The following is a 16,480-nucleotide window of genomic DNA, read 5'->3' on the forward strand; positions in this document are numbered from 1 at the left end:
GACCCATGACGGACCACACGGGCGGTCTGCCCGGCTACGCCGGGCACTTCAGCGAGCCCGAGGGCTACCTGGACTTCGCACGCTACGGCCCGCCCTCGCGGGACGTCCTGGACGCTACAGCGGCCGCCCTGGCGGCGTCGGCCGAGGCCGACCACACCACCGTCAACGAGCTGATGCGGGCTGAGCCGCGCGCCCGGGCCGCGGCGGCCCGGCTGGCGGGGACGGACACCGGGCACGTGGCGCTGCTGCCCAACGCCTCCACCGGGCTCTTCCACGCCGCTTTCGGTGTGCCCGCAGGCGCCGTCCTGGTGCCGTCGGCCGACTTCCCCGCCAACCACTACCCGTGGCGGCGTACGGCCGCTCTGGGCCGGGCGGTCCCGCGCTGGCTGGACGGCGCGCCGACCCCGGACGCGGTGCGCGCTGCGCTGACGGACGACGTGGTGGCGGTCTCGGTCAGCGCCGTGGACTTCCGCACCGGGTACCGGGCCGACCTCGCCGCGCTGCGCGAGGTCGTCGGCGACCGGCTGCTCGTGGTGGACGCGATGCAGGGCTTCGGCGTCGTCGAGCTGCCGTGGCAGGCGGCGGACGTGGTCGTGGCGGGCGGCCAGAAGTGGCTGCGGGCGAGCTGGGCGACCGGTTTCGCGGCGCTGTCGGACCGGGCCCTGGAGCGGCTGGAGCCCACGCTGACGGGGTGGACCGGGGTGGAGGACGTCGCCGTCTTCGACGACACCGAGCACCCGGTCGCGCCGGACGCGCTGCGCTGGAGCATCACCAATCTGAGCCCGGTGACGGCCGCGGCCTTCGCGGTGGCGCTGGAGCTGGTCGAGGGCGTCGGGGTGGCCGCGATCGAGGCGCATGTCGCGCGCCGGGTCGACGAGCTGATCGACGTGGTCCGTTCGGCGGGCGGGCAGGTGCTGTCCCCGGTGGCGCGTGCCGAGCGGGCGGGCATCGTGTCCTTCGCGGTGCCGGACGTGGACCCGGCCCAGGTCGCCAAGGCACTGCACGCGCACGGGGTGACCCCGTCGGTGCGGACGGACTCCGTCCGGCTGTCGGCGCACGCGTCGACCACGGCGGGCGCGGTGGAGCGGGTACGGGCGGCGCTGACCTCGCTGCGCTGACCCCCGGGCGGGACGACGCGGTCCGGCCCGCGCTCCCGGTCGGGAACGTCCCCGTGCCGGGGAGGACTCCGTCGATTGCGGCCCCCGTCCTCATGGCGGCCCGGGGTGCCCACGCGCTCTGCGGGGCCCAACGAGCCTGCCGGGCAAGTACGGACCGGGGTCGGGGAGCTCGCCGCAGATGACCCGCGGCGCCGGTCGCCGGTACGCCCGTGGGTGGCGCCGGCGGTCGGGAAGGGTGCCGGTGCGGGGGCGAGCGGGCCGGGCCCGTGACGATCGCGTCGGGGTGGGCTGCCGGACGGTGGTGCGGCCGTTGTCGGGCCGGTCACGTGATGGCCGCACATCGTGCCCATCGCGCAGTCGGGGGCGGTTTGCCCAAGTCTTCCCGCAGGGCCGGCCCGGCGGTCGTGGACGCCGTGGGCCGGTCGCCGGTACGCCCGTGGGTGGCGTCGGCGGTCGGGGAGGGTGCCGGTGCGGGGGCGAGCGGGCCGGGCCCGCGACGATCGGGGCCCGGGCACCCGTTCCGGGCGCGTCGCCGGCCGGCTCGGCACGCACACCGGCCCCCGCCCCCGTGGCACCGTCGGGGCGGCTGCGGTCCGTCAGGCCGGGGCGGTGCTGCTCGCGGTGTACATGCGGGCGATGACGTCCTCGATGGTCGGTTCGCGCACCGACAGGTCGACGACGCCGTGCCGCGCGGTGAGTTCGGCGACCAGGGGCGCCGCGCTGGCGGCCGCGGGGAAGGCGATCCACTGCCGGGGTCCTTCGACGCGCTCGCAGCGGGCGCCCGGGAGTTCCACGGGCGGCAGTTCCCGTTCGAAGTCGACGACGAGGGTGCGTTCGCTCTCGCCCGCGGCGTGCAGCCCGTCGAGCCCCCCGTCGTACACCAGGCGGCCGTGGTCGATCACCATGACGCGGCCGCACAGCTGCTCGATGTCGGTGAGGTCGTGGGTGGTGAGCAGGACGGTGGTGCCCTGCTCGGTGTTGACGGCCCGCAGGAACGAGCGCACCTTCGCCTTGCTGACGACGTCCAGCCCGATGGTGGGCTCGTCGAGGTAGAGCACCTCGGGGTCGTGGAGGAGCGCCGCGGCGATGTCGCCGCGCATGCGCTGGCCGAGCGAGAGCTGCCGTACGGGGACGTCCAGGAGCGGTGCGAGGTCGAGCAGGCCGACGCAGCGGTCGAGGTTGCGGCGGTAGCGGGCGGCGTCGACGCGGTACATGCGGCGCACGAGTTCGTAGGAGTCCCGCAGCGGCAGGTCCCACCACAAGGTGGTGCGCTGCCCGAAGACGACGCCGACGCGGCGGGCGAGCCGGGTGCGCTCGCGGGAGGGGTCGATGCCGGCGACGCGCAGCCGGCCGCCGCTGGGGGTGAGGATGCCGGTGAGCATCTTGACGGTGGTGGACTTGCCGGCGCCGTTGGGCCCGATGTACCCGACCACCTGGCCGGCGGGGACGGTGAAGGAGAGGCCGTCCACGGCGCGTACCCGGCGGCGTTCGCGGCGCAGCAGGCCGGCGCGGCGGCGTACGTCGAAGACCTTCTCGACGCCGTCGAGTTCGATGAGGGAGGTCATGTCGGGCATCAGCTCCCGGTGCTCCGGTACGAACGCAGGCCCGCCCGCCAGGCGGCGCCGGCCAGGGCGCAGCAGGCGACGGCGACCAGCGGTGGGGCGAAGTCCACCCAGCCGGGCAGGCCGAGGGGGTCCTGGCGGCCGAGGATGCGCAGCGCGGGCAGCCAGTTGACGAAGGCGAGCGGCACCACGAAGGTGACGCCGCGTACGAGGTCCTTGGCGAAGACCGACGGCGGGAACTGCAGCAGGGTGGCGCCGCCGTAGGTGAAGGAGTTCTGCACCTCCGAGGCGTCGCCGGCCCAGAACTGGAAGGCCGCGCCGGCGACGAAGACCGCGCCGAAGATCCCGGCGCCGCTGAGCAGCATCACCGGCAGCAGCACCAGGTCCAGGGCGGTCCAGTGCAGTTCCAGGCGGGTCACCGACCAGCCCAGGACGAGCAGTCCCTGGACGATACGGCCGATCCGGCGCAGGGCGAAGCGGTCGGCGGCGACCTGGGCGAGCACGGGCACGGGCCGCACCAGGAGGGTGTCGAGCGTGCCGTCGCGGACCCGGTCGCCGAGCCGCTCCATGCTGCCCAGGGCGAGGTCGGCCATGCCGAAGGCGATGCCGGCGGTGCCGTAGAGGAAGGCGACCTCGGGCAGGGAGAAGCCGCCGAGCCGGTCGATCTGGGAGAACATCAGCAGGATCGTGAGGAAGTCCAGCCCGGTGGCGGCGAAGTTGACGGCCGCGGTCATCGCGAACGACGCCCGGTACGCCATGGTCGAGCGGGTCCACATCCACACGATCAGCCCGTAGGCGCGCAGTGCCTCAGCCACCCTGGACCACCACCTTGCGGGTGGCCGCGGACTGCAGCAGCCGCCCCGCGCCGAGCAGGAGCACCGCCCAGACGGCCTGGAAGCCCAGGGCGGCGGCGAGGGCGGCGCCGGTGTGCCGGCCGAGCAGGATGTCGGCGGGGACCTGGAGCAGTGCTGACCAGGGCAGCAGCAGGGTGATCGCGGCCAGCTCGCCGGGGAAGGCGTTGAGGGGCAGCAGCATGCCGGAGAAGAAGAGCGTGGACAGGCCGGAGACAGCCACGATCCCGGTGCCGTCCATGAGCCAGAAGACGCTGAGGACGACGAGATAGCGCAGGGCGAAGCTGACGACGACCCCGAGGGCGACCGACAGCAGGAAGCAGGCCCAGGTGGCGGGGGAGGCCGGGAGGGCGAGGTCGAAGGCGAGGGCGCCGCAGGCCATGGGCACCACGCCGCGGGCGATCAGCTGGTAGCCGGCCCGTCCGAGGTCGGCGGCGAGCCACCAGGCCTGCAGGTCGGCGGGGCGGTGGAGGTCGACGGCGATGTCGCCGCTGCGGACGCGCTCGATCAGCTCGTCCTGGAACCCGCCGCCCATGAGGGAGGAGGTCGCGAACAGTGCCTGCCCGATCCAGACGTACGTCAACGCCATGGACTGGTCGTAGCCCCCCAGGTGGGGCCGTTCGTGCCAGAGGGCGATGTAGGTGTATGCGGTGATGAAGCCGAAGACCGTGTTGGTGAATACGCCGGCCGCGGTGGCCACCCGGTACGTGGCGTGGCGCCGGAAGCCGCTCGCCGCCACGGTCGCGTACAGGTGCATGGTCCCTCCTCCCGGTGATGGGGAACGGGTCCGCCCGTTCGCGCGCAAGCGCCCGACCTTACTCGTGGTGACCTCCCGATGCCATGGAGTTTTCACCCGGCGGGGTGGTGGGTGTCACGCTTTCGGCCTGTCACAGGCTTGTCACGGATGCGCAGCGATGACCCGTTTTGTCCTGATGGTGGGAGGGTGTCCGGCGGGTCGTACGGCACGATTGACCCAAGATGTTCCGCCGCGGCACAACCCTCGGCGGCCGCGGAGGAGTCAGTACAGACATGAGCAGCAGCAACGCTTCCCCCGGCGGCTGGGAGAACCGGCCCTCCGGCAAGAAGCCGAAGCGCACCGGTGCCCGCAGACTCATCCCGAGCTGGCGCGGGGTGCTCGGCGCGTTCCTGTTGGTCGTGCTGGCGTGCGCGGGGGCGTTCATCATCGGTTACCAACTGGTCGACATCCCCAAGGCGAACGCGGGCGCGGTCGCGCAGAGCAACGTCTACCTGTACTCCGACGGCACCCAGCTCGCCCGCGACGGCGCGGTCAACCGCGAGAACGTGGGCCTGGACCAGGTGTCCGAGGTCGCCCAGCACGCCACCCTGGCCGCCGAGGACCGGAACTTCTACCACGAGTCCGCGGTCAGCCCGAAGGCGATGCTGCGCGCGGCGTGGAACACGGTCACCGGCAAGGGCAAGCAGTCCGGTTCGACCATCACCCAGCAGTACGTCAAGAACTACTACCTCAACCAGGAGCAGACGGCGGTCCGCAAGGCCAAGGAGTTCTTCATCGCGATCAAGCTGGACCGCGAGAAGACCAAGGAGGAGATCCTCGAGGGGTATCTCAACACCAGCTACTACGGCCGCAACGCCTACGGCATCCAGGCCGCCGCCCAGGCCTACTTCGGCAAGGACGCCGACGAGCTCGACGCCGCCGAGGGCGCGTACCTGGCGACCCTGCTCAACGCGCCCAGCGAGTACGACATCGTGGCCCATCCGGAGAACAAGGCCAAGGCGCGGGCCCGCTGGGACTACGTGCTGGACGGCATGGTCAAGGAGGGCTGGCTGAGCGCGGGCGAGCGCGCCGGGCTGAAGTTCCCGGAGCCGCACAAGGCCAAGGCCGCCACCGGGATGTCCGGCCAGCGCGGCTACCTGGTCGAGGCCGTCAAGGACTACCTGTACGGGGCGAAGATCCTGGACGAGGAGACCCTGCGCTCCGGCGGTTACCGCATCACCACCACCATCGACCGCAAGAAGGAGAAGGCCTTCGTCAAGGCGGCCGAGAAGCGGCTGCTGGACAAGCTCGACCCCAAGGCGCACCCGGCCGACAGGTTCGTGCGGGTCGGCGGGGCGTCCATCGACCCGGCCAGCGGCAAGGTCGTCGCGATGTACGGCGGCGTCGACTTCACCAAGCAGTACGTCAACAACGCGACCCGCTCCGACTACCAGGTGGGTTCCACCTTCAAGCCGTTCATCTTCGCCTCCGCCGTGCAGAACGACGCCACCACCCAGAACGACCGGCGCATCACCCCGTACACCGTCTACGACGGCCGGAACAAGCGCGAGGTCATCGGTCCGGACGGCCCCACCGGCTACGCCCCGGAGAACGAGGACGGCGTCTCCTACGGTCCGATCACGGTCACCAAGGCCATGGACAAGTCCGTGAACTCGGTCTACGCCCAGATGGCGCAGGACGTCGGGGCGGGCGAGGTCAACGACACGGTGCGGGCCCTGGGCATGCCGGAGAAGGTGAAGCTGGTGACCACCCCGGCGATGGCGCTCGGCACGATGACGGCGAGCCCGCTGGACATGGCGCAGGCCTACGCGACGCTCGCCAACCACGGCCGGTACGTCCCGTACACCATGGTGGTGAAGATCACCAAGAACGGGCAGGAGGTGCAGCTGCCCGTGCGCCGGCCCACGCAGGCCGTGCACCGGGAGGCCGCCGACACCACGACGTCCATCCTGCGCTCGGTGGTTCGCGGCGGTACCGCGACCGCCGCGCAGGCCTCCGGCCGGCCCGCCGCGGGCAAGACCGGCACGGCGGAGGAGGACCGGGCCGCCTGGTTCGCCGGCTACACCCCGGACCTGGCCACCGTCGTCGCCGTCATGGGCCAGGACCCCGAGCCGCCGTACGGCCAGAAGAAGCTGTACAACGTCACGGGACTGCCCCGGGTCAACGGCGGCGGCTACCCCACGCAGATCTGGGCCCAGTACACGGCCGACGCGCTGGAGGGGAAGCCGGTGAAGAACTTCAAGCTGCGGCTGGCGCCCGGCGCCCAGGCCCCGCCGACCACCGCCCCGCCGGCCAGCTCCGCGCCGCCCACCACGGCCCCGCCGACCGCCCCGGCCCCGCCGCAGACGTCCGAGCCGCCCGGCACGGAGGAACCGCCGGTCAGCGAGGAGCCGACCGAACCCGGCGGCCCGTCCAGCCCCGGCACGGACGGCGGCCCCGAGGGCGGCGGACTGCCCATCGGCGGCCTGGACGGCGACCCCGGTGGCGGGGACGACTTCCCGTAGGCCGGACCGGGCGCCGCCGGGGGTCTCCGGCGGCGCCCGGAGCGGGCCCGGTGCCTCAGTGCCCCGAGGTCGCCTTCAGGCCGACCACGGACACCAGCAGCAGGCAGATGAAGAAGATCCGGGCGGCGGTCGCCGGCTCACCCAGCACGACGATGCCGAGCACCGCCGCGCCGGCCGCGCCGATACCCACCCACACCCCGTAGGCGGTGCCGATCGGCAGCGTCCTGGCCGCGTACGACAGCAGCAGCATGCTCGCCACGATGCCGAGCCCCGTGCCGACGCTGGGCCACAGCCGGGTGAAGCCGTCGGTGTACTTCATGCCGACCGACCAGCCGACCTCGAGCAGGCCGGCGGCACACAACAGGACCCATGCCATGACGGGCACCTCCACGATCCTCGAGGGGTTCAGGGGGTGCGTCGTCTTTGCATGGGCCCTGGTACGGCGCGTCTCGTCAGGGGGACGAAGCCGACGATAACAAATCAGAGGTAGAGGCCGGTGGAGTCCTCCGAGCCCTGCAGCCGCTCCGCGGCCACCGCGTGCAGGTCCCGCTCCCGCATCAGCACGTACGCCGTGCCGCGCACCTCGACCTCGGCCCGCTCCTCCGGGTCGAAGAGCACCCGGTCGCCGACCTCCACGGTCCGTACGTTCTGTCCCACCGCGACCACCTCGGCCCAGGCGAGCCGCTTGCCGACGGCGGCCGTGGCGGGGATCAGGATGCCGCCGCCGGAGCGCCGCTCGCCCTCGGGGACGTCGGAGCGCACCAGCACGCGGTCGTGCAGCATGCGGATGGGAAGCTTGTCATGCGTATTCGAACTCACAGGTACGACGTTACCGGCGACGCCGGCGCAGTGAGAGCCCGGCCACCACGGCGACCAGCGCCACCGCCGCCACCGCGACCGGCACGATGCGCTCCACGCGCGGCGCGCCGTCCTCCGACACGAAGTGGCCCCGCAGCTCGGTCACACCGCGGTTCACCGCGACGTAGGCACGGCCCGCGGTGCGGTCCACCGCCGAGGCGACCTTCGCCTTGGCGTCGGCCGCGATCGTGCTGGGGTGCACCCGCACCGCGATCTCGTCCAGCGTCGCGGCCAGCGCCTGCCGCTTGAGGGCGATGTCCGCCTCGATCTGAGCAGGGCTCCTGCCATCCGACACTGCTCCGCCTCCATCGTCCTAGTCGACCGGTACCGTGCAGACAGTCTGTCAGCCCGTCCGTGCCGATGCCCGTCGGCACCCCGAATCGGAGAACTGCACCATGAGCGAGCGCCTCCAGCCCGGCGACACCGCCCCCGCCTTCACCCTTCCCGACGCCGACGGCAACGAGGTCTCCCTCGCCGGCCACGCGGGCCGCAAGGTCGTCGTGTACTTCTACCCGGCCGCCCTCACGCCCGGGTGCACCAAGCAGGCCTGCGACTTCACCGACAACCTCGACCTGCTCGCGGGCGCCGGCTACGACGTCATCGGGATCTCGCCCGACAAGCCGGAGAAACTGGCCAAGTTCCGCGAGAAGGAGTCCCTGAAGGTCGCCCTGCTCGCCGACCCCGACAAGTCGGTGCTGAGCGCGTACGGCGCCTTCGGCGAGAAGAAGCTGTACGGCAAGGTGGTGACGGGGGTGATCCGCTCCACCGTCGTCGTCGACGAGCAGGGCAACGTCGAGCACGCCTGGTACAACGTCAAGGCCACCGGCCACGTGGCCAAGCTCATCCGCGACCTCGGAATCTGACACCCCGTCGGGCCTGTGCCGGTCATGCCCGGGTGTGCGAGCCGGTCAGCGCCGCGTACACCACGACGTTAGCCGAGTAGGACTGGGTGGCGTGGTCGAAGGTGCCGCCGCAGGTGATCAGCCGTAGCTCGGGGCGGACCCCCGAGCCGTACACCCGGTCCGGGCGGAAGCCCGTCTTGTCGACGATCTCCACGCCCTCGACGGCGAACTCGGCGATCGAGCCGTCGGAGCGGGTGACCTCCACCAGGTCGCCCTGCCCGACCGTGCTCAGGGCGTAGAACACCGCCGCCTTGGTGCGGGTGTCGACGTGCCCGACGATCAGCGCCGCCCCCGCGTCGCCGGGGGCGGGACCGCGCCCGTACCAGCCCGCCACGTCCGGGGTGCTGAACGGCGGCGGGTCCACCGCGCCGTCGGCGGTGAGCCCGCGCTCCACCAGCTTGGCGTGGATGCCGGCCGAGGGGATGTCGATCCGCAGCGGGCGCGCCGGGGGCAGCGGCGTGTGCGCCGCGTACACCTGGGCGGGCCGCCCGGCGGCCCCCGCGGTCGCGGCGGGCGCGGGGGCGCCCAGTCCGGAGCCCGGCTGGCCCGGGTGGATGTACCCCTTCAGCCACGCCGCGCAGAGCACCACGGCGGCCGCGAGGGCCGCGACGGTACGTCCCTGCACCGGGTCAGTCCCTGGTGCGGCGGCGGTGCACGACCAGCCCCGCCGCCCCTGCCACGGCCAGCACCCCGGCCGCCACGACGCCCGGCACACCCGCCGGCCGCTGCTCCGCGGCGGCCTGGTGGGCCGCCATGGCGCCGCCGCCCGCGGGGACCGGCGCGGACGGGAAGCCGGGGACGGCCTCGGTGACCTCCAGCGTGCCCTCCTGGGACTTGCCGTCGCAGGTGACGGCGACCCGGTAGGAGCCCGGGGTCAGCCCGGAGCGGACCACCGCGGAGGCGTACATCCCGCCGTCGCTCGCCGGGGCGAGCGTGACCGGAGTGACGAACGCCGAGGAGCTGACGGTGCCGGTCTTGGCGCGGTCGCACTGGTCGGTGCGGACGTCCACGTCGCCGCCGGGGCCGGCCGTGCCCGGGGTGATCTTCACCGGGCCGCTGCCCACGCCACCCACGCCCCCGGTGCCGCCGACCCCGCCGACGCCACCGACGCCGCCGCCGTTGTCGTCCGGACTGTTGTCAGGGCCGTCGCCGGGGCCGCTGTCCTGGCGGTTGTCGTCGTCCTGCCCGGAGTTGTCGCGGCCGCTGTTGTCACGGCCGGAGTCCTCGTGGTCGTCGTCGTTGTTGTTCTGCCGGCCGTTGTCGCGCCCGTTGTCATCCTCGCCGTCATCGTCGCTGTCGACGTTCTGCCGGCCGTTGTCCTGGCGGTCGTCGTCGCCCTTCGAGCCGAACTGCAGGAGGGGGTTGTTGCCACCGCCGTCCTCGTCCCCGTCACCCCCTCCGCCGCCTCCGCCGAAATGGAACGTGGTCCCGCTGGATTCGTCCGACCCGTCGTCGGCCAGGGCGGCGGGACCGCAGAACACGATCAGCGTGGCCGCGGCGGCGGCGCACAGGGGAACGCGGGCGGCTCCCATGACAGAGCCCATGATCACAACCTCCACTCAACCGGGCTCAGGTCATCGGATTGGTCGGCCCCGGTGTTTCGAAGGTCCCTTCCCTCGCGGGCCCTCGCATGCGGTGGTGCTCCGGACGGGTCGGGAGGTCGCCCGGACCGGGGAACCAGGGGCGGACCCCGCCCGCGTGTGCACAGCTCACCCGCCCGGACTAGAGTCCGCAGCCATGACAGCGCGCAAGCCCATCGAATCCTGGCTCACCGACATGGACGGCGTCCTCATGCACGAGGGCATCCCGGTGCCCGGCGCGGACGCCTTTATCAAGCGGCTGCGGGACTCGGGCCGCCCGTTCCTCGTCCTGACGAACAACTCGATCTACACCCCCCGCGACCTGGCGGCGCGGCTCAGCCGTATCGGCCTGGACGTGCCGGCGGAGAACATCTGGACCTCGGCGCTGGCCACGGCCCGCTTCCTGGACGACCAGCACCCGGGCGGGACGGCGTACGTCATCGGCGAGGCCGGCCTCACCACGGCCCTGCACGACGCGGGCTACGTGCTGACCGACCACGAGCCCGATTTCGTGATCCTGGGCGAGACCCGGACCTACTCCTTCGAGGCCCTCACAAAGGCCATACGCCTGATCAACGCGGGGTCCCGGTTCATCGCCACCAACCCCGACAACACCGGGCCCTCGCCCGAGGGCGCGCTGCCGGCCACCGGCTCGGTGGCCGCCCTGATCACGAAGGCGACGGGGAAGGACCCGTACTTCGTCGGCAAGCCCAACCCGCTGATGATGCGCACCGGCCTCAACACCATCGGCGCGCACTCGGAGACCTCCGCCATGATCGGCGACCGCATGGACACCGACGTGCTGGCGGGCCTGGAGGCCGGGATGCAGACCTTCCTGGTGCTGACCGGCCTGACCGAGAAGGGCGACATCGACCGCTTCCCGTACCGGCCGACCACCGTCGTGGACTCCATCGCGGACCTCGTCGACCTGGTCTGACGACGGTGCGCCCCCGGCCGCCACACGCCGGGGGCCTTTCACGGTCCCGGGCGGTGCGGCGGCGCCGCGCCGTGAGACGTTCACCGGACGCCCGTCTCGCGGGCCGCGGGAGCCGGTGACCGCGGCGACCTCAGGCATCCCCAGGGGCGGCGGTCCCGCACCGGTTCACCCTCGGCGGCTGAACCGCAGGGCCGCACCGCCCATGACCAGCAGCACCCCGGCGCCCGTGAGCATCAGCGCGGGCGCCCGGTGCCGGTCGCCCGTGGCGGCCAGTCGGGGTGCGGTGCCCGGGGCGGCCTCGTCGCCCTTGCCCGGTACCGTGCCCGGGTCTGTGCCCGGTCCAACATCCGCGGAGGAGTCCGGTGCCGGGGACCCGCCCGGTCGTGCCCCCGGTCCGGTGCCGTCGCCGTCCCCGCCCTCGCCGCCTTCCTGCCGTCCGTGCTCACCGGTCCGGCCGGGGCGCGGGGACTGCGGCCGGGGCGTGGCGTTCCGGGGCGGGACGATGTCGAAGTCGTAGCCGACGGACTCCCCGACCCAGTCGCCGTCCGTGCCGCGGCGCTCCATGATCGTGGCCGACGCCGTGACCGGCCCGGCGGGCGTGGGCGCGGTGAAGCGCAGCCGCAGCGCGATCGTCACCTTGCGGTGCGCGGGCAGCGTGGTTCCGGGCCCGTTCTTGCCGCCCACCACGGCGATGTTCTCGTCGTTGTCCGTGCGCTCGACGGCCACCGGCCGCCACGAGCGGTCCCGGGTGCCCGCGGCTCCCGCGATCGGGGCCGTGGTCCGGTACTCCAGGCGGATCTGATCGGGCGCCAGCTTCCGTGCCCGGTCGACGAAGACGAGGACCGGGTGCACGTCACGCAGCGGCGCGCGCGCGGTGTTCTCCAGTTCCACCCGGAACTCCCGGGGGCCGGCCCCGGCCGCGTAGGTGTGGGGGCCGCCCAGCAGCAGGGCGGTGACCGGGAAGGGTTCCGCGGCCGCCTGGGGGGCCGCCGCCACGACCGCGGCGGCCGCGACGGCCAGAGCGCTGCACCACCTCATGGACAGCGAAGCTCTCACGGTCATCCGCTGATATCACCGCGCGACGCGGCGGCGGCCGGTCCCCGTACCCGTACGGGCGGCTAGCGCACCGCCGTCTGGCCGAAGAGCGGCGCCAGCGCCAGCAGCGCGGCCCCCTCGGCGACCACGCGCCGCCCGGCAGGGGCGACGGTGACGGGCACCGTGCGGCCGGCCGCGCGCAGGGTGCGCGGGTCCATGGCGGCGGCCACCTCGCGCGCGAACAGCGCGGGCTCCGCCAGCACCGTACGGCCACCGAGCACGACCCGGTCGATGTCCAGCAGGGAGACCAGGTTGGCGGCGCCGACCCCGAGCAGCCGCGCGGCCCCCACCGTGTCGCCGCGGCCGACGGCGGCCAGGCACAGCGCCTCCAGGCAGCCCCGGTTGCCGCAGGCGCACACCGGGCCGTCCAGGGCGACCGCCTGGTGGCCGAACTCCCCGGCGCCGGTACGGGCGCCGCGGTGCAGCGCGCCGCCGAGCACGAGGCCCGCGCCGAGCCCGGTCCCCAGGTGCAGATAGCCGAACGAGTCCCCGGCGTCCGCGGCCGGTCCGGCGCCGGCGGCCGCGCCCCCGTCGCCGTCCCCGCCGGGCCGGAGCACGGCGAGCGCCGCCGCGTTGGTGTCCTTGTCCAGCACGACCGGCAGCCCGAGGCGCCCGGCCAGCGCCTCGCGCAACGGGTAGCCGTCCCATCCCGGCAGGCCCGTTACGCGGTGCAGCACCCCCGCGGTGTGGTCGAGCGGGCCCGGGCAGGCGAGCCCTGCGCCGAGCACCGCCCCGTCCGCGCCGGGGGTCGCGCCGACGGTCTCCCGGACCAGTCCCGCCACGGCCTCCAGCACCTCCCCGGCCGGGCGGCGCAGGTCCAGGGGAACCGTCCTGGCGTCCACCACGCCGCCCGCCAGGTCGGCGAGCACCACGGTCAGCTCGTCGCGGTCCAGGTGCACCCCGGCGGCGTACCGGGCGCGGCGCGCCAGCCGCAGCAGGGTGCGGGGCTTGCCGCCGGTGGGGGCGCCGCGGCCGGCCTCGTCGACCAGGCCGTCGGCCCGCAGCCGCGCGGTGATCTTGCTGACGGCCTGAGGGGTGAGCCCGGTGCGCTCGGCCAGTTCGAGACGGCTGATGCCCGCGCCCCCGCCCACCGTCGCCGTCCGCAGCAGACCCAGGACGAGGGCGGCGTTGTGGCTGCGCAGCGCGGGCAGGTTGGCCCCGGAGATTCCCCTGTTCACATCTCCCATTGTCAGGCTCGCTTGCGCTTTGGCAACAGCGTTGCTTAAGTGTGTCCCATGGCTCCCGCACCCCTTCGCGTCGGACTGGTCGGCTACGGTCTGGCCGGCTCGGTCTTCCACGCCCCGCTGATCGCCACCACCGACGGCCTCGTCCTGGACACCGTCGTCACCAGCAACCCGGAGCGCCAGGCGCAGGCCCGCGCCGAGCACCCGGACGTCCGCCTGGCCGACCACGCGGACGAGCTGTGGAAGCGCGCCGGCGAGCTCGACCTGATCGTCGTGGCCTCGCCGAACAAGACCCACGTCCCGTTCGCGACCGCCGCCCTGGAGGCCGGGCTCGCGGTCGTCGTCGACAAGCCGGTGGCCGGCACCGCGGCCGGGGCGCACGCCCTCGCGGACCTCGCCGACGAACGCGGCCTGCTGCTCTCGGTCTTCCAGAACCGCCGCTGGGACAACGACTTCCTCACCCTGCGCGGGCTGCTGGAGCGCGGCGAACTGGGCGAGGTGGGGCGCTTCGAGTCCCGCTTCGAGCGGTGGCGGCCGAGCCTGAAGGGCGGCTGGCGCGAGTCCGGAGACCCCGCCGAGATCGGCGGCCTGCTCTACGACCTCGGCAGCCACCTCGTCGACCAGGCCCTCACCCTCTTCGGGCCCGCCGTCTCCGTGTACGGCGAGCTGGACGCGCGCCGGCCCGGTGCCCAGGTGGACGACGACGCCTTCGTGGCCGTCACCCACGCCGGGGGTGTCCGCTCCCACCTGTGGATGAGTGCCACCACCGGGCAGCTCGGCCCCCGTTTCCGGGTGCTCGGCAGCGCCGCCGGATACGTCAAGCACGGCCTGGACCCGCAGGAGGCCGCGCTGCGCGACGGCGCCCGCCCCGCGCCCGGCACCGCGTGGGGCACCGAGCCGGAGACCGGGTGGGGCGTCCTGGGCGCCGGCGACGACGTACGCCCCGTGCCGACCCTCCCGGGCGACTACCCCGCGTACTACGCCGCCGTCGCCGCCGCCCTGCGCGACGGCACCGCGCCGCCGGTCACCGCGCGCGAGGCCGCAGACGCGCTCGCCGTCCTGGAGGCGGCCGCCGTCTCGGCCCGCGAGGGCCGGACGGTGCGGCTCACGCCGACGGCCTGACCGCACCCCGGGCCTGCCGAGGCGTACAGCGCCCGGCCCGCGGTCCGCTCCTCCTCGGAGCCGCCGGCCGGGCGCTCCTCACCCTCGGGCGCCGGGACCGCGGGAGTGGTCCGGCGCGTCAGGGGGGAGACGGTGGGCCGGCCCGGCCGCCCGGCCCGGGCGGCCGGGCACGGAAGCGCACCGGCGCCGTGCCGTCCGCGGTGGGCTGCCGGCCGCGGCCGGGGTCCGTCAACGCCCGGAGCGGACAGGGACAGCGTGGCGAGGTCGCGAGCTCGGCCATGGCCGGACCAGGTCCTGGAGATGGAGGAAGTCCTTCCGGCGACCGGGGTCCTGGGCCGCCCTGCCAGGCTGGAACACCCGAACGCGGCCAGGCCAGGGCGTGTCGGGGCGCGCGCGTCGGCGCGCGTCAGTCCGCCTGCTCCGGCCAGTCCGGCAGGATGGTGAAGCACCGGGTCAGCCGGGTCGCCCGCAGCGTGCGCAGCGTGAACTCGTCCCGGCACACCAGCCGTACCCGCCCCGCGTGCTCCTCGGCGCGGCGCCGGGCGCGCACCAGCGCCGACAGGCCACTGCAGTCGATGAACTCCACCGGTCGCAGGTCCACCACGATGTCCGGGCGGTCGGCCCCGGTCAGCGCGTCGAGCGCGGCGGACACCCCCGGAGCGGTGAGCGCGTCCACCGCGCCGCCGAGCGTCACCAGGGTGCTGGACCCGTTGGTGCGCCGGTGGATCCGGGGCATGGCGTCTGTGGCGTCGTCGGACATGGGACGTCTCCGGGAACGGGAACCTGGCGAGTGCGGCACGCGGACGGGGAACAGGACGGGACGCCACCGGGGTCCGGGGTGGTGGGGCCCAGCCTATGCCCGACGCGCCGTCACCCGCCCGGCCGAGGAGGAAGCCGAGGAGGACGAGGTGACGTCCCCGCCGCTCTGTCAGCCGCCGGCCTCCCGCAGCGCGCCGGAGTCCACCGTGCCCGTCACGACGCCTTGCGCCAGTTCCGCCAGCCGCACCCGGTGGGTGCGCGCGTACCGACGCAGCGCCGTGAACGCCTCGTCGACACCGACACCCCAGCGCTCCGCCAGCACGCCCTTTGCCTGCTCCAGGACGACCCGGCTGTCCAGCGCCGCCTGCAACTGGGCGGCCAGCACCTCCCGTCGCTGCCGGGCCCGTTCCTGGAGTATCCCGACGGCGGCGGCGTCCGCGAACGCCCGCGCCAGCGCCACGTCCCCGCCCGGGGGATCCCCGGGCACCCCGCGGAACAGGTTCAACGCGCCGATCACCTCCGCCCGGCGCCGCAGCGGCACGGCGTACGTCGCGCGGAAGCCCCGTTCGAGGGCGAGCGGGGCGAAACTCGGCCAGCGGTCGTCGCAGCGTGCCAGGTCCGGGGCGGTGACCACGTCCGAACCCCGGTAGCAGTCCAGGCATGGCCCCTCCTCCGGCTGCCGCCCGAGGAGCTCGCCCGCGCCCCCGCGGCCGGCCGCGGTCCTCAGCCGGCCGCGCCCGTCGTCCAGCAGCAGCCCGGCCGCCGTCACGTCCAGCAGTTCCACGCAGCGGTCGGCCACCCGCTCCAGGAAGACAACCAGGTCGAAGTCGCCGTCCAGGGTGTCGGCAAGTTCCACGAAGACCTCGGCGAGCCGCAGCTCCCGCGCACTGTGCGTCCTTCCGGCCTGTGGGTCGGTCCTGTACTGCGGGGCGCCCGGTGTCGGCGGCATGTGGATGCTCCCCCCGAAGCATGTCGCGCCGCTCTCGCGGCGATATCGGTGCCCCGGGCGCTGCGGCCCCCTGCCCCGAGGCATGCGTGGGCGTTCTGTGGCCTCCAGCTCGCGTGAGGCCGGCTACGACTCGTCAACGACCGGACCACCGTGAGGTAACGCCTGGATCCACCCCCTCGCCCCTGGGGGCCGTCCCCTGGGTACGAAAGAGCCGCCGAAACCGGACCCGTTGGCTCACCGGTAAGGGCGCATGGGTCCGTTCCCCGGATGCCCGTCTTGATCGCAAGGCGTGAAACGAGTTG

At 74.1% G+C, this 16,480-nt stretch carries 17 protein-coding genes and 1 riboswitch; of the genes, 5 read left to right on the forward strand and 12 right to left on the reverse strand.

The genetic code is table 11. The annotated features are described in order from the left end of the window. Positions 1–5 precede the first annotated feature (5 nt). Entirely contained in the window at positions 6–1,118 is a 1,113-nt protein-coding gene (locus AC3EUJ_RS04905; RefSeq protein WP_431959681.1) for an aminotransferase class V-fold PLP-dependent enzyme, read from the forward strand. A 596-nt stretch (positions 1,119–1,714) separates the two neighbouring features. Here the strand turns inward: AC3EUJ_RS04905 and AC3EUJ_RS04910 are convergent. The 3 genes from AC3EUJ_RS04910 to AC3EUJ_RS04920 are packed head-to-tail and all read right to left on the reverse strand — an operon-like array spanning position 1,715 to position 4,288. After that, a complete protein-coding gene (locus tag AC3EUJ_RS04910; protein ID WP_431959682.1) occupies positions 1,715–2,692 on the reverse strand; it encodes an ABC transporter ATP-binding protein in 978 nt (325 codons plus the stop codon). Beyond that, positions 2,692–3,495 (reverse strand): ABC transporter permease, encoded by an 804-nt coding sequence (locus AC3EUJ_RS04915; RefSeq protein WP_431959684.1) that lies wholly within the window; start codon positions 3,493–3,495, stop codon positions 2,692–2,694. Before AC3EUJ_RS04915 ends, AC3EUJ_RS04910 begins: the two co-directional genes overlap by 1 nt. Next, positions 3,488–4,288 carry an ABC transporter permease gene (locus tag AC3EUJ_RS04920; RefSeq protein WP_431959685.1) on the reverse strand — a complete coding sequence of 267 codons (801 nt, stop codon included), beginning with the start codon at positions 4,286–4,288 and terminating at the stop codon, positions 3,488–3,490. Before AC3EUJ_RS04920 ends, AC3EUJ_RS04915 begins: the two co-directional genes overlap by 8 nt. Before the next feature lie 272 nt (positions 4,289–4,560). Between AC3EUJ_RS04920 and AC3EUJ_RS04925 the strand changes: the two genes are divergently transcribed. After that, complete coding sequence (locus tag AC3EUJ_RS04925; RefSeq protein WP_431959686.1) at positions 4,561–6,792, forward strand: transglycosylase domain-containing protein; 2,232 nt, start codon at positions 4,561–4,563, stop codon at positions 6,790–6,792. A gap of 55 nt (positions 6,793–6,847) precedes the next feature. Here AC3EUJ_RS04925 and AC3EUJ_RS04930 read toward each other — a convergent pair whose 3' ends face one another. The 3 genes from AC3EUJ_RS04930 to AC3EUJ_RS04940 all read right to left on the reverse strand — a co-directional run bounded on the left by AC3EUJ_RS04930 (position 6,848) and on the right by AC3EUJ_RS04940 (position 7,945). Beyond that, complete coding sequence (locus tag AC3EUJ_RS04930) at positions 6,848–7,168, reverse strand: DMT family transporter (RefSeq protein ID WP_361002094.1); 321 nt, start codon at positions 7,166–7,168, stop codon at positions 6,848–6,850. 35 nt (positions 7,169–7,203) lie between these two features. Beyond that, a riboswitch (guanidine-III (ykkC-III) riboswitch) is annotated at positions 7,204–7,268 on the reverse strand. Between the two features lie 4 nt (positions 7,269–7,272). Further along, on the reverse strand, positions 7,273–7,611 hold the full coding sequence (locus tag AC3EUJ_RS04935; protein WP_431959687.1) for a GroES family chaperonin: 339 nt from the start codon (positions 7,609–7,611) through the stop codon (positions 7,273–7,275). A 10-nt stretch (positions 7,612–7,621) separates the two neighbouring features. Continuing rightward, entirely contained in the window at positions 7,622–7,945 is a 324-nt protein-coding gene (locus tag AC3EUJ_RS04940; RefSeq protein ID WP_431959688.1) for a DUF3618 domain-containing protein, read from the reverse strand. Between the two features lie 100 nt (positions 7,946–8,045). Here AC3EUJ_RS04940 and bcp point away from each other — a divergent pair, with 100 nt between their 5' ends. Continuing rightward, positions 8,046–8,513 carry a thioredoxin-dependent thiol peroxidase gene (gene bcp / locus AC3EUJ_RS04945; RefSeq protein WP_431959689.1) on the forward strand — a complete coding sequence of 156 codons (468 nt, stop codon included), beginning with the start codon at positions 8,046–8,048 and terminating at the stop codon, positions 8,511–8,513. Between the two features lie 22 nt (positions 8,514–8,535). Here the strand turns inward: bcp and AC3EUJ_RS04950 are convergent, their stop codons facing one another. Both AC3EUJ_RS04950 and AC3EUJ_RS04955 read right to left on the reverse strand, forming a co-directional pair. Then, positions 8,536–9,177, reverse strand: coding sequence for a class F sortase (locus AC3EUJ_RS04950; RefSeq protein ID WP_431959690.1), 642 nt, complete (start codon positions 9,175–9,177; stop codon positions 8,536–8,538). Positions 9,178–9,181: 4 nt separating this feature from the next. Then, the gene (locus AC3EUJ_RS04955; RefSeq protein WP_431959691.1) at positions 9,182–10,096 is read right to left on the reverse strand and encodes a hypothetical protein; all 915 of its coding nucleotides are present in this window, start codon (positions 10,094–10,096) and stop codon (positions 9,182–9,184) included. Positions 10,097–10,289: 193 nt separating this feature from the next. Between AC3EUJ_RS04955 and AC3EUJ_RS04960 the strand changes: the two genes are divergently transcribed. Beyond that, complete coding sequence (locus AC3EUJ_RS04960; protein WP_431959692.1) at positions 10,290–11,069, forward strand: HAD-IIA family hydrolase; 780 nt, start codon at positions 10,290–10,292, stop codon at positions 11,067–11,069. A gap of 165 nt (positions 11,070–11,234) precedes the next feature. Here the strand turns inward: AC3EUJ_RS04960 and AC3EUJ_RS04965 are convergent, their stop codons facing one another. Continuing rightward, a complete protein-coding gene (locus AC3EUJ_RS04965; RefSeq protein WP_431959693.1) occupies positions 11,235–12,131 on the reverse strand; it encodes a hypothetical protein in 897 nt (298 codons plus the stop codon). Between the two features lie 56 nt (positions 12,132–12,187). Further along, positions 12,188–13,351 (reverse strand): ROK family transcriptional regulator, encoded by a 1,164-nt coding sequence (locus tag AC3EUJ_RS04970; RefSeq protein WP_431959695.1) that lies wholly within the window; start codon positions 13,349–13,351, stop codon positions 12,188–12,190. 48 nt (positions 13,352–13,399) lie between these two features. On the opposite strand from AC3EUJ_RS04970, the gene AC3EUJ_RS04975 reads away from it, so the two are divergent. Next, on the forward strand, positions 13,400–14,470 hold the full coding sequence (locus tag AC3EUJ_RS04975; RefSeq protein ID WP_431959696.1) for a Gfo/Idh/MocA family oxidoreductase: 1,071 nt from the start codon (positions 13,400–13,402) through the stop codon (positions 14,468–14,470). Positions 14,471–14,876: 406 nt separating this feature from the next. Here the strand turns inward: AC3EUJ_RS04975 and AC3EUJ_RS04980 are convergent, their stop codons facing one another. After that, positions 14,877–15,230 carry an STAS domain-containing protein gene (locus AC3EUJ_RS04980; RefSeq protein ID WP_431959697.1) on the reverse strand — a complete coding sequence of 118 codons (354 nt, stop codon included), beginning with the start codon at positions 15,228–15,230 and terminating at the stop codon, positions 14,877–14,879. Positions 15,231–15,398: 168 nt separating this feature from the next. After that, positions 15,399–16,178 (reverse strand): GAF and ANTAR domain-containing protein, encoded by a 780-nt coding sequence (locus AC3EUJ_RS04985; protein WP_431959699.1) that lies wholly within the window; start codon positions 16,176–16,178, stop codon positions 15,399–15,401. Between the last annotated feature and the right edge of the window lie 302 nt (positions 16,179–16,480).

It is taken from the genome of Actinacidiphila sp. bgisy160, from assembly GCF_057707815.1.